At 59.6% G+C, this 13,116-nt stretch carries 6 protein-coding genes and 1 pseudogene; 5 read left to right on the top strand and 2 right to left on the bottom strand.

Annotated elements, in window-relative coordinates; genetic code table 11:
• Nucleotides 1-148: 148 nt before the first annotated feature.
• The 3 genes from JNN07_19845 to JNN07_19835 all read left to right on the top strand — a co-directional run bounded on the left by JNN07_19845 (nucleotide 149) and on the right by JNN07_19835 (nucleotide 5,705).
• On the top strand, nucleotides 149-1,603 hold the full coding sequence (locus JNN07_19845) for a DUF1501 domain-containing protein (protein MBL9169997.1): 1,455 nt from the start codon (nucleotides 149-151) through the stop codon (nucleotides 1,601-1,603).
• 141 nt (nucleotides 1,604-1,744) lie between these two features.
• Nucleotides 1,745-4,024: a tetratricopeptide repeat protein gene (locus JNN07_19840; protein ID MBL9169996.1), complete on the top strand. Its 2,280-nt coding sequence runs from the start codon at nucleotides 1,745-1,747 to the stop codon at nucleotides 4,022-4,024.
• Between the two features lie 85 nt (nucleotides 4,025-4,109).
• On the top strand, nucleotides 4,110-5,705 hold the full coding sequence (locus JNN07_19835) for a peptidase S10 (GenBank protein MBL9169995.1): 1,596 nt from the start codon (nucleotides 4,110-4,112) through the stop codon (nucleotides 5,703-5,705).
• Nucleotides 5,706-5,737: 32 nt separating this feature from the next.
• Here JNN07_19835 and JNN07_19830 read toward each other — a convergent pair whose 3' ends face one another.
• Together JNN07_19830 and JNN07_19825 are read right to left on the bottom strand one after the other, a co-directional pair.
• Nucleotides 5,738-7,807, bottom strand: a complete 2,070-nt coding sequence (locus JNN07_19830; GenBank protein ID MBL9169994.1) for a hypothetical protein — start codon at nucleotides 7,805-7,807, stop codon at nucleotides 5,738-5,740.
• Between the two features lie 179 nt (nucleotides 7,808-7,986).
• A complete protein-coding gene (locus tag JNN07_19825) occupies nucleotides 7,987-9,453 on the bottom strand; it encodes a phosphatase PAP2 family protein (protein MBL9169993.1) in 1,467 nt (488 codons plus the stop codon).
• Nucleotides 9,454-9,900: 447 nt separating this feature from the next.
• On the opposite strand from JNN07_19825, the pseudogene JNN07_19820 reads away from it, so the two are divergent.
• Both JNN07_19820 and secG read left to right on the top strand, forming a co-directional pair.
• Nucleotides 9,901-12,008 (top strand): annotated as a pseudogene (locus JNN07_19820) (triose-phosphate isomerase).
• 25 nt (nucleotides 12,009-12,033) lie between these two features.
• A complete protein-coding gene (gene secG / locus JNN07_19815; protein MBL9169992.1) occupies nucleotides 12,034-12,444 on the top strand; it encodes a preprotein translocase subunit SecG in 411 nt (136 codons plus the stop codon).
• Nucleotides 12,445-13,116 lie beyond the last annotated feature (672 nt).

Below are 13,116 nucleotides of genomic sequence, written 5' to 3'. Positions count from 1 at the left end.
GCTCGAACTGCAATGTCGCGACTCTGACACTACCCAGTAGATCGAGTTTGCCTTCCTCTTTCATGATCGGATAGGATTTCGAAGTGCCCCATGACCAGCTCGCCCCGGTTCTCCCGTGGCGGCGGTGGTTGGGTGGGGTCCCGACACCATGATCCGCGTTTTGGGAACAACGAAGACGGTCTGTGGCGGCTTCAGCCGTCGGGAGATGCTTCGGATCGGCGGGCTGTCGCTGCTGGGCCTAAACCTGCCACAATTCCTTCGTGCCGAAGATCGTCTTCCGGCCAATCCCGGACGCCATCGGGCCAAGTCGGTTATTCTGCTCTACCTCTTTGGCGGCCCGGCGGCTCAGGAGACCTTCGACCCCAAGTCCGACGCGCCGGCCGAGTATCGAGGCGCTTTCGGGACGGTCCCGACGTCGGTGCCTGGGGTTCACTTCTGTGAGTATCTTCCGCGGATGGCCCAGTGGATGAACCGGTCGACACTCATCCGTTCATTCACCCACGAATCGAACGACCACAGCGCGGGACTCCTCCATACGATGACGGGGATGGCTCCGGACAAACTGGAATCTTTGGTTCCCATTCTTGCCACTCAGGCGCCTGGCATGAATGCCGTGATCGAATATCTCGCCCGCGAGGAAAAGCGCAGTCTTCCGGCGTCGGTGTGGATGCCTTGCTATCCGGGTTGGGGACAGCAGATCTACCGGCCTGGACCCTATGCGGGATTCTTAGGGAGGAAATTCGATCCGCTCTTCACGTCCTGCCAGATCACTCAGAAATACGAGGCCAAGAACTTCTACGACACGCAGAGCGAGCCGGTCGGCCATGTCGGTGTCCCGGCGACAGAGCTAGGGCCCGGGCTGACCGTGGATCGCCTCCAAGGCCGTGCCTCTCTTTCCGAGCGCTTGGATCGGCAACTCGACGAGCTGGGGCGCAGCGACGAGTTCGATCGACATGATCATTACCAGCGCAAGGCCTTTGAAATTCTTGGACGGCAGGATGGCGAGAATAGTCCCTGGAAGGCGTTCGATCTTGCTGCAGAGAAGCCGTCGCTGCGCGAGCGTTATGGACGTCATCTCTATGGCGAGGCGGCCCTCACCGCGCGAAGGTTGGTGGAGCGCGGGGCACGGTTTGTGACCGTGTCTTGGGAGTCCTTCGAGAAGCAAAGCTCCGAGCCCTGTTCCTGGGATACCCACGAGCGGCATTTCCCGATCATGAAGGACTTTCACCTTCCGACTCTCGATCAAGTCTACAGCGCGCTCTGCGAAGACCTGGCTTCACGTGGGTTGTTGGAGGAGACATTGGTGGTGGTGATGGGGGAGATGGGGCGTGCTCCGAAAGTGAATGCCGCCGGAGGACGCGACCATTGGTCCTATCTGCAAAACGTCCTGCTCACGGGTGCCGGGGTTAAGAAGGGATTGGTTTACGGAGCATCGGATGCCAAAGGCTTTGGTCCTACTTCTCACCCGGTGTCGCCGGGAGATTTGATTTCCACGATCTATGCCGCGATGGGCATCGACAGCAACGCCTTCATCCACGACTTCACGGGGCGGCCGCGTCCCATGGTCCCGGACGGCTCGCCGCTAAGGGCGATACTGACCTGACTTGCGCGGCCGAGCCGGGAAGGGGCCCGTTGCGGTTCAACAGTTCTGGGGGTAGTTCCCGAAATCTGCCTGACACCCCTCCCGCAAAATTGGCGGAATGGGGCTTTTCTCTCGGTCGTTGAGTGCTATGGTGTCCGGGTGATGCCACGATGGCGCTCAACTTTTTCCGCTCGCTTCGGTTGCGTCGGAATTCTTTCCCTGGTCCTGGCGATAACCTGCCTGGGCGCAGAATCCTCAAAGTCCAGATCGCGTCCTTCCAAGGCTGGCGAGTCGAAATCCGACTCCAAAGCCGGCTCCAAGCCGGAAGCAAATCCCATTCAAGGCGTGGTCGAGTCGGCGCGACAATCCGTCGTGGTCATCTCCCATTTCGGCCGCGAGGGAAAATCCGACGGGGTAGGGGCGGGGTGGATGGTTTCCGCCGACGGTCTGGTGGCGACCAGCTTGCACGTGATCGGCGAAGGGCGGCAGGTCAACGTTCAAGCGGCGGATGGTTCCAAACTGGAAGTGCTGGGAGTTCACGCGTGGGACCGGAAATTCGATCTCGCGTTGTTGCGGGTCAAAGGAAAGCTGCCGCCTCCCTTGCCGCTGGGAGACTCCGATGCGTTGAAGCAGGGGGACGATGTGGTCGTGATCGGGAATCCGATGGGATTGGAACATAGCGTGGTGCGAGGGGTGGCTTCGGCGAGGCGGGAGATTGAAGGCGTGGAGATGATCCAGGTGGCGGTGCCGATCGAGCCGGGCAACAGCGGGGGTCCCCTCTTGGACCTCAAGGGCCGGGTTTGCGGCATTATGGCCCTGAAATCGATGATGACGGCGAACTTAGGGTTTGCGGTTCCTGTCAATGCCCTGAAGACACTGCTGGAGCGGCCCAGCCCTATCTCGATGGACCGATGGCTGAACATGGGAATGCTGGATGCCTCGGAATGGGAACCGTTGATGGGTTCTCGCTGGCGGCAACGCGTGGATAGGGTCGTGGTCGAAGGACCGGGCAACGGATTCGGAGGTCGGGCCCTCTGCCTGTCGAAGACCAATCCTCCCGAGGTTCCATTCGAGATTGGCGTCTCGGTTAAGTTGGACGATGAGGCGGGCGCGGCTGGCTTGGTATTCGCCTCGGATGCCGGGGAGAAGCACTATGGCTTTTACCCGACCGGAGGACAGCTCCGGTTGACCCGGTTCGAGGGGGCCAACGTGTTCACCTGGCAAATCCTTCAGCAGGGCCCCAGTGAGCATTACCAGAAGGGTGAGTGGAATCAGATTCGAGTGCGGGTCGAGGCGGAGCGCATCCTGTGCTTTGTGAATGGGCATCAGGTCTTCGAGACCCGCGATCGCAGCTTTGCGGGGACGCGGGTGGGGCTGTGCAAGTTTCGCGAAACGCAGGCTGAGTTCCGGGGTTTTACTGTGGGCAAGCCGGCTTCGGCAGCGGGGGGAGATTTACCGGAACCTCTGGTGGCCAGAGTGGATGACTTTCTTCGTGCTCCCAGTCGCGAAGGGGAAAGGACTTTGACGGATGCCCTGGCGGCCCAGCCGGAGGCCGGCCAACGCTACCTCCATCAGAGGGCCAAGCGCATGGAGAAGCAGGCTCAGGACTTGAAGCGGCTCTCGCTCCGAACCCATTCGCTGAACATCCAGTCGGAGTTGAAGACTACTTTGACTGCCGCTGAGAAGGAGATCGATCTGGTGCAGGCGGCGCTGCTGCTGTCGCGCTTTGATGATCCGGAGGTGAACGTGGAGGCCTATCGTCAGCATTTCGACCGCATGGGGCGAGAGCTTGCGCAGCTGATCGAGCCGCGAGCGGATGAGCAGGAGCGGTTGCGTGTGCTCAAGAAGTATTTCTTTCAGGAGCAGGGGTTCCATGGCAGCCGGCATGACTATTTCGAGAAAGCCAACAGCTATCTCAATTCGGTCATGGAGTATCGGGAGGGTATCCCCATCACCCTCGCGGTTCTGTTCATGGAACTCGGACAGAAGGTGGGATTGTCAGGTTTGGTGGGACATCCGCTGCCTGGCCATTTCATGGTTCTCTACAAACCGACCAACGGAGTGGAGCGCGTCATTGATGTCTTTGAAGGCGGCCGGGAACTGACCCACGCTGAGGCGGATCTGGTGGCGGCGCGTTATTCGGAGGGGACAGCCCGCAGCCAGCATCTGGAGCCGGCCCGGAAGCGGGAAATCATTCTGCGCATGGCGCGGAATCTTCAGGGTATTTCCAAAGCGGATGAATCGGTAGCTGAGCAGCTTCGATATCTGGATTTGATTATTGGGTTGCAGCCCAACTCGCCTGTCGACCGATTGGATCGAGCCCGTCTGCGCGCACAGATGGCCGATGTGGACGGTGCCAAGGAAGATATTCAGTGGTTGCTGGACCATTCCCCGCCCGGTCTCGATCCGGAGAAGCTGGAAGAGATTCTTCGGTCGTTGTGAGCGGAGCCATCTCCCGGAACCTGCCCTGCACCCGTTTGCACGATTCTCATTTCCGAATTCCTATCGCCCTGTAGGATCCCTTCCCATGATGAAGATCTCGTCGATGGGTTGGTGGTGGTCGCAAAGTCTCAGTTCGAGCTCGGGGCTCCTGGCGTTGGCACTTGCGCTATGCCTGAGTGGAGGCCTGGCTGGGGACGTGCGGGCGGCGGACTCCAAGGAGGCGACCAAGGCGGACAAGAAAGACGACAAGAAGGAACCTCGAGACGAATCATCGGTAACCAGTCACAGCGTGACCATCGAAGGCGTTAAGATCGGGTACACCGCAACCGCTGGCACGCTGGTGCTGAAAGAGGAGGATGGCAAACCGCAGGCCTCTTTCTTCTACGTCGCTTACACCCGGACCAACGCCGGCGATGTTTCCACCCGCCCGATCACCTTTTCTTTCAACGGCGGACCCGGATCGGCATCCGTCTGGTTGCACCTGGGAACGCTGGGCCCGCGTCGAGTGGTTCTCAATGAGGATGGAACCCTGCCGCCACCTCCCTTCCGCGTCACGGAGAATGAGCATTCCATTCTGGATGACACGGACCTGGTCTTCATTGACCCCGTGAGCACCGGATTCAGCCGTCCGGTGCCAGGGGAAGATGCCAAGAAATACCATGGGGTGGATGAGGATATCCGGTCGGTCGGTGAATTCATACGGCTCTACATCACCCGGGCGCAGCGCTGGGCTTCACCCAAATTTTTAATCGGCGAGAGCTACGGGACGACTCGAGCGTCGGCGCTGTCGGGACACCTGGAAAGCCGGTATGGCATCTACCTGAACGGAGTCATGCTCGTGTCCGTGGTGCTGGATTTTCAAACCATCAGCTACGCGGTCGGGAACGAACTGCCGTTTCCTCTCTTTTTGCCCACCCTGACGGCGACGGCCTGGTACCACAAGAAGCTCCCTTCTGAGTTGCAAGCAGATCTGGCCGCCGCGCTCAAGCAGTCGGAATCTTTCGCGCTGGGTGAGTATGCCACGGCCTTGCTTAAGGGGAACCGACTTACTCCCGAGGAGCGTCGGCAGACCGCGCAGCGTCTCGCTCAGCTGACCGGCTTGAGCGTCGACTTCGTGGAGCGCTCTCATTTGCGAGTGAACGTCTTCCAGTTCTTCAAGGAGCTGCTCCGCAGCGAGGGCAAGACCATCGGACGTTTTGATAGTCGGATGACCGGGGTGGATCGCGACGGCGTGGGCGACAGCCCGGACTACGATCCCAGTTACACGGGCGTCCTGGGGCCTTTCACCGGCGCTTTGAACGACTACCTGCGCCGCGATCTGAAGTTCGAGAGCGATCTTCCGTATGAGATCCTGACCGGTAAGGTGCAGCCGTGGAACTATGGTGACTATCGGAACCGTTATCTGAACGTCGCCGAAACCCTGCGCCAGGCGATGGCGCACAATCCGTATCTGAAGGTGTTTGTGGCAAATGGGGTGTACGATCTAGCGACGCCCTACTTCGCAACCCGCTACACCTTCGACCATTTCAGCTTCGATCCGAAGCTCCAGCAGAACATCACCATGGTGGACTACGAGGGAGGCCACATGATGTACACGGTCAAGCCCGCGCTCGTCGCTCTCAAGAAGGACCTGAGCAAGTTCATCCGCAACTCAGTTCCCGCGGCCTCCGTCGGAAAATGATGTCCCGGATATGATCCTCTGCGTCGGCTCCTTCAGGGCGCCGACGCTTGCACCACGCGGCAAAAGCCTGCGGTTCCGGCGGTGTCGACGGTGACGGTTCGGCTGGAGCCGTCACCGATGACCGTTTGCTGTACGGTCCAGCTGGGATCGGTGAACGTGGACTTGAACTCGACCTGGTAGGTGATGCCCGCCTGCGTCTGGAGTTGGAAGCTCAGTTTCCCTTGGCTGAAGGCAGGTGCGCCGAGCACGATGGGCGTGTTCGACGGCGGTGTTCCGACCGCTGCGAAGACCCCCGTCGTTCCGTCGCTGAGCCGCGCGACAATGGCCACATCCGTTCCTTGGGACACCACATCGAGCACCTCGGAAAGTATCTGTGTTCCCAGCAGATGGCCTGGCCCCAGAATCTGTTCGGAGGAGACCGGGCTCATCGATTGCAACGATTGGACGTAGCGTTGGTGGATAGTGATGGGGGTCGAGGCGCTAAACTGAGCGCTCACGAGGTCGGCTGAGAAGCCGTTCCCAATGAAGCGAGGCTTTCCAACGGGATCCGACGCGAAAATTTGAACTCCTTGAGGAGGCAGTGCGGCATAAACGATGGTCCCGGAAACGATGTCCACTCCGGTAAACCATTTGTAGACCGAGCTCGGGGTTCCCGGCAGGGGCTGAGTGACGTTCGCGATTTCGGCCCAGCCTTTGCCCGCGGTGTGGCGGTAGATTCCTTGGCGGTTGTTTCCCTGGAACGGTACGGAATCGTTGGCGCGCAGCACGACTGTTTGAGCATCGAGATCCAGTTCCAGCGCCTGGTTGATGCCGCCGAGCAAACCGGGCAGGTCGGCGCCTGGTTCCAACAGCGTCGACAGCTGGACGCCGTCCCAGAGGTAAACGCCCACTTGGTTGGCAGTGTTGCTGGCTGAGAATACGAGTCGGCCGTCCCGTCTTGCCAGCCAGAGGAATCCGGTAAAGTTTGAGCCTCCGTTCGGGGTGGGGCTGCCGACTCCAGTGATTTGAGTGATAACCCCATTTTTGATCTCGTAGACGCCGTAGCCGGTATTGTGGCGGGCAAAAAAATTGATCGCCCCTTCCGACTCCACGGTGGCTTCGATGACTACCTGGAGCGTGTGGCCACCGGGTAGGGGGGCGCCTTCCGTGACGACTGATTCCAGGGTCGACTGGGCTGACCATTTGATCAGGCTCTTGCCGTTGGAGTCCCTAACGACCACCACGCCGTTGCGCAGAGACATCTGTCGCGCGGCGAAACCTCCCATGGGCGCGGAGGCCCCTGGAATCACCGTTGCTTGATCCACCACTTTCACCCAGGGTCGTCCCAAATATCCGCTGGGAGAGCCGGGGGCACCGACCGTGACGGGCGTGCTGAGCTTCGCCTTATTCCCGGCGGCGCTGATCTCCACCGAGTAGACCCCCGAATCCTCCGCCCGGAGTGAACTCAGCGAGAGAAAGGACAGGCTGGCGCCTGGTAGGGCGACGTCGTCCTTGAACCATTTGAACGTGTAGCGGCTGGGGTTCCCCGAGACCTCAGGGAAGAGGAAGACGTTGGCCCCGGATGGGAACGCCCCGCCTCCCGTCAGAAGACCTATTCCGGTGAGTCCAGTCACGGATGGAGCTTCCCCATCGGTGATCTTGTAGGAGCCCGTCTGAAGGCCCGCAACGCCTTCCCTGGTAAACCCATAGCCGCAGGAGGTGCAACTCGCGCCGTCGAGACATCCATTGAACAGGACGAGAACGTCCTCCGTGGCATCATTGAAAAAGCCCGTGAAGCGGAGAACTATATTCTCCGCGGAGCCGGCGGTAGACCAGGTTCCGGTTCGAGCGACCACGCCGGCTCCCCCTGGCACTGCATATGTCCCGTTCGCGTTGAGCTGCATTTGAATAGTCCCTGCGGATTCAAACGGAGCGCTCCCGCTCTCAACCGCCAGCCACAGCGTTTTTCCGGTCAGTTGCGCGGGGCTCAGGTTGTAGCAGGGGTAAGATGCGGCCCCGGCGGTGGTGGGACTCCAGAGTTGCGGAATGGCGGCCAGGAGGGCCACAGCCAGAGGTCCAGAAGCGAGCAATAAGCGGAAGCCGCGGGATACGACAATGGTCATGATTCGTGCAGGATTACTTCAGTTCGTTCGGAATCTGGGGATCTTATCCCCCATGGACGGGGCCATGACAAGCTTCAGATGCGGGAGGCGTCGATCAAGCCTGGCCGGGTCCGAAAGAAATCTCCCGGGCTGGTTCGTGGCAGCCCGGGAGATGCGCGGTACTCTAAGTGGCGCTGAGACTATTTCCCGCGCCCATCATCTTCCCAATCTCGGAACATCCATCTACGGTCCGACTTGGGTTCATTGAAGTGGCGGAGCGCCTTCCGCCAAACTTGTTTGCCGATGCGGCGTCCCATATCCCGAGACTCCAGGTCGCCTTGCGCAAAGTGAATGCCGCCGTAACGCCGCGAAATGCCGGCTTCGTCGGACGCCTCGGTAAAGGTATTCCAGTAGAGCACCAGGTCGCGAGCCGGCACCGTGCCTGGCTCGGTTCGCGACGACCCTGCTTTGAGAGTCACCCCATAGGCAAATTTATCGCTGCCCGTGAACGAGCGCAGGACCTCAGCTCCCGCCGCACTGAAGGCGCTATGGCCCGAGGTATACTCGGGGAAGGGCGGCGTAATGAAGGTCGGGGGTTGATAGGGCAGCCAATCTTCACCGTTGATCCACTGGGTTCCCAAGTTGGGGCCGGCCCACGACAGGATCTTCTTGCCCTTCTTCAGGAAACGGATGGCGGTGATGGGCCTGCAATAGTCGTAATAGCGCTTGGCTTCCCAGACGGAGATGCTGGCGTCCAACAAAGCGTTGCCGAGGGCGAAGAAGAGCTTCGCATCCTTGTCGATGCCATACTTGTTCCGCTTGGACACGACCTGAGCGAACAAGTTCCAATGGCCCGGCGGCAATTCTGAGCTGGGGCCATCCGCCCAGTACTCTGCGATCATCTTGGTGCGGTCGGTCAGGGTGGCGGAAAAGCGGATAATCTCCTCAGCTTGGGAAGCGTAACGAGGATCGCGTGGGTATTGGGCAGGAGCGCTCGGTCGGTATTGATCGGGTGCCTTCAAGGCGAACGGCACCACGGTTCCCCAGTGAGGAGCGATGTAACCCGGAATGACGAACCCACCCGTTCCGTTCGAGAACCGGAGCGGCTGCCAACGGTTCGGATCCTTGATTTCGTCCACAGTGTTGACCGGTGTGTAGAACGTCGTATCACCGTAGCGAGGAGTTCCCAGCTGATTCGACCCGTCGCTATGTCGGAAATCCAGGACGGCCGAAGCGGTCAAGTTGCCGATCCCGATGGGCGTCGTGCGGTCCTTCGAGGTGTCGTTGGGGTCGAAACCCATGCTGATCATGACACCGTCGAACGTAGCCTTTTCGCTGGGGAAGAGGTCGATCAAGGAGCGATAGGCGGCATAGCTGATGGCCACGCCTTTGTTGTAGTCGGTGCGCGCCTCGGGCGGTTGTCGGAGATACTCGTTGAACCGAGTTCCGGTGGCGGTGGCATCATACGCCGCCCAGGCGTCAAAAATGGAGGTATGAACGACCGCGAGGGCGCGGGCCACCATGGGCGGGCCTGGTTTGGTCACGCGGATGGCTTGGAGCGTGATGGAATTCCAATCAGTTACGATGCTGTCCGCCTGCGCCGTCAGGCACATGCCGCAGCTCACGATCAAGGCTGCCTGTAAGACTTCTTTCTTTATATGTTTCATAAACTCCTGACTGATAGCTGGCTGTGTGATTCCTTTGAGCCGTCCTTGCGCTAGCTCTGACACCTGCTAAATAGGTTCTCGGAGTGAACTTCCTTGATTTCAGCCTGGAATGTGTCACCGAGCAGCCCGGCTGCGAAGGGAATTGGGGCGAGGTGGAGATTGCGTGGGGCAATCCACATCAGACCTAACTTTTCGCACAAATCGGGCATTCTGGAGAAGGTAACCTGGCTTCCTCAAACCGAAATTCGGAGAACTACGGAAAGCCACGATGGGCATTTTGGGGCCTGTGCCTACCGAACAAGATCGGCGGCAGTCTCCTGCCGGGCGGGGGGGCTTAGGGGGATGGCGCATGAAACTCCTTGGTAATGAAGCGATCAGGGAAAAAAGAGGCTAACATTTCCTTTTGACTCAGCCATCCGCTCGGATATCCTCCGCGCCTGCTTTTTTATGGCGAAACTGACCGTCCGTGATTTGAAGTTGAAGGGCAAACGAGTGTTTGTCCGGGTTGATTATAACGTCCCCATGGCCGAAAAAGACGGCCAGATGGTGATCAATGATGTCACCCGCATCAAAGAGACCCTCCCGACCCTTGATGTACTGACGCAGGGCGGCGCGCGGATCATCTTGGCGGCGCACCTTGGACGCCCGGATGGCAAGCGCGAACCCTCGATGTCTTTGCGTCCGGTCGCGATTAAGTTGGCGGACATGCTGGGGCGCCCGGTGGCCTTTGTGGACGATTGTATCGGCGAGAAGGTCGAGAACACGGTGGGTGCGATGAAGGACGGCGACATCGTCCTCTTGGAGAACACTCGTTATTACAGCGAGGAGGAGAAGAACGACCCGGTGTTCGCGGAGAAGTTGGCCAAGGTGGCGGATCTGTACGTCAACGACGCGTTCGGGGCCGCCCATCGGGCGCATGCCTCCACCGATGGGGTCGCTCGCATCGTCAAGGGGCGTGGCGGATTCTGCGCGGCCGGTTTGTTGATGGAGCGGGAGCTGAAGTTTTTGGGCGACGAGTTGGAGAGTCCGGCCCGGCCCTTTGTCGTGATTCTTGGTGGAGCGAAAGTTTCGGACAAGATCATGGTCATCGACCGATTGCTCGAGAAGGCCGACACGATTTTGGTGGGTGGGGCGATGGCCTACACCTTCCGTTTGGTTCAGGGCTACAAGACCGGCAAGTCCCTGATTGAACCTGATGCGGCCCATGTGGCGGCCCGCGCGTTGGCCAAGGCCGCGGAGCGCGGGGTTCGGTTTCTCCTGCCTAGCGACAATGTCATTGCGACGCCGGTCGACAGCGGCAAGGTCAACAAAAAGGGCAAGCCTGTCTTTGAGTTTCAGAACGCGCGGGTGAACGCCTCTCTGGACATTCCGGACGATGCCGAGGGATTCGATGTGGGGCCCGAGACGGCGAAGCGCTATGCGGAGGTGATCCGCGGAGCTAAGACCATCCTGTGGAACGGTCCTATGGGGATGTTCGAGGATAGTCGGTTTGCCGCCGGAACGAACCAGGTTGCTCAGGCGGTGGTGCAAGCGACGCAGAGCGGCGCCAAGAGCATCATCGGAGGCGGCGACAGCGTGAAGGCGCTAAACCAGGCGGGCTTGGGCGACCAGGTCACCTTCATGAGCACCGGGGGTGGGGCGAGCCTGGAGTTTCTTGAGGGGGCGGTGCTACCCGGGGTAGACGCATTGAGCGACCGCTAACCGTCGTATTGGGAGCGGCCTTCGGCACTCCTTATGGACCTGAAAAGCAGCATTTTTGAAGAACGAAGAGCTGAAACCGAAAGAACGTTGTGGATAAAGAACGCAAATTAATCATCGCTGGCAATTGGAAGATGAACAAGACCGCGGCTGAGGCTTTGGATTTGATCCAAGGTCTCAAGCGAGATCTCGCCACTGTCAAGGAAGTGGATTTGGTGGTGTGCCCCCCCTTCACGGCCCTCAGTGAAGTTTCGAAGCAGATCTTCGATTCCAACCTCAGGCTGGGCGCTCAGAACATGAGCGAGCATACTGGTGGCGCCTACACCGGTGAGATCGCTCCCATGATGCTCAAGGAGTTCTCGGTGCGCTTCGTGATCTTGGGTCATTCCGAGCGACGGCTGTATCAGAAGGAGTCGGATGCCTTGATCGCCCAGAAGGCTCTTCGGGCTCACGAGGTGGAGCTCAAGCCCATTATCTGCGTCGGGGAAAGCCTGGCGGAGCGTGAAGGTGGCCTGACGGAGCAGGTGCTGGCTACCCAGGTCCGCGGCAGTCTGGCTGGGCTGACCAAGGAACAGATGGCCGAGACCGTGATTGCCTACGAGCCGGTTTGGGCGATCGGCACAGGCAAGACCGCCTCGACCGAGCAGGCGCAAGCTGCCCATGCCTTCATCCGGGGATTGCTCGTTCAGATGTTCGATGATACCGTCGCCCGACGCGTCCGGATCCAATATGGCGGCAGCGTGAAGCCGGCCAATGCCCGTGAACTGATGAGCCAGCCTGATGTCGATGGCGCGCTGGTTGGTGGGGCGTCGCTGGAAGTGCGAAGTTTTGCTGACATCGTGAAGAATTCGATTTGATCTGAGTGGATAGACCTGAACTGCTATGAAATTCATCATTGTACTGCTGACCACGTTTCTGCTGCTTGACTGCCTGCTGCTGATCCTTTTGGTCCTGATTCAACTGCCCAAAAAGGAAGCTGGTATGGGGTTGGCATTTGGGGCGGGGGCGGCTGATGCGCTGCTGGGGGCGGGAAGTGGCAATGCCATGACCAAGCTCACCAAATATGCCGCGGCCTTCTTTCTAGGCATGGTCATCCTGCTCTCGATTCTCGCGCAGAGCACCTTTAAACGGAACACCTCCACGCTCGAGCAGGCGATCAAGGCTGAAGCGAATAAGGCGAATCCGGTAGTGGCGCCGACCAACAACGCTTTCAAGGCTTTGGCGACCAATGCGCCCGCGCCCGCGACTACGGCACCGACTGCCCCCGCGGCACCGGCTCCGGCAAAACCGTAAGTTCGTTCCTGGAGTTCGTCGGTGGCTTTATCCGCCGGCGAACTGGTTGGCTGGCGGTCGTCTGCCGAACCGAGTCCCTTTTCAGCCCGGTTCTATCAAGAACCGGGCTCAATTCTGTACCGGTATCCCGTTCGGGGCGCGTTTTGGCCTAAAAAGGAGAATGGATTAACCACGGATTCCGCGGATGACACGGATCCGCAAAGACTTGGAAGGAAGACCCTCATCACCTTGAGAGACACTGCGAACTCGGGCTCAAGAATGTCACTATGCCTTCTTAATCCGTGTCATCCGGTGAAATCGGTGGTTAATCCATTCCCGGTTTTAGGTTTATGGTTAAGATGATCCTGCTGCTAGACACGGCGCGGAGGGGTGACTCCCGTCGAAAGGTAGGGAGAGACTCCGTCGAGCCCATGCCGGCCCCAAGCTCTGAGTAACAAACAGGCAACTCCGCGAGGGGCCTTGGGCGATCGACTCCTCCTCGGCTCTCCACGCAGCAGCGTCTTCCAATTTGAAAACCTAGGGCCCATCACGGCTCGAGTGGAATCTCGTCCACCCCGTGTCGTCACGACGCTCGGGAGAAAATCCGCCGCGGGGTTCCTTTCAACTTTTCTTCGCGTCGCGTACCCAACCAGCGATCTCGGCCGCTCGCCGACTGATGCTGCTGTAGTCGCC

The sequence above is a fragment of the Verrucomicrobiales bacterium genome (genome assembly GCA_016793885.1).
In the GTDB taxonomy this organism is placed as follows: domain Bacteria; phylum Verrucomicrobiota; class Verrucomicrobiia; order Limisphaerales; family UBA11320; genus UBA11320.
This window is presented reverse-complemented; position numbering and strand designations above follow the sequence as displayed.

Coding starts and splice junctions, on each gene's coding strand:
- JNN07_19825 (MBL9169993.1), bottom strand. CDS start 9,453: ATGAAACATATAAAGAAAGAAGTCTTACAGGCAGCCTTGATCGTGAGC.
- JNN07_19845 (MBL9169997.1), top strand. CDS start 149: ATGATCCGCGTTTTGGGAACAACGAAGACGGTCTGTGGCGGCTTCAGC.
- JNN07_19835 (MBL9169995.1), top strand. CDS start 4,110: ATGATGAAGATCTCGTCGATGGGTTGGTGGTGGTCGCAAAGTCTCAGT.
- JNN07_19830 (MBL9169994.1), bottom strand. CDS start 7,807: ATGACCATTGTCGTATCCCGCGGCTTCCGCTTATTGCTCGCTTCTGGA.
- secG (MBL9169992.1), top strand. CDS start 12,034: ATGAAATTCATCATTGTACTGCTGACCACGTTTCTGCTGCTTGACTGC.
- JNN07_19840 (MBL9169996.1), top strand. CDS start 1,745: ATGCCACGATGGCGCTCAACTTTTTCCGCTCGCTTCGGTTGCGTCGGA.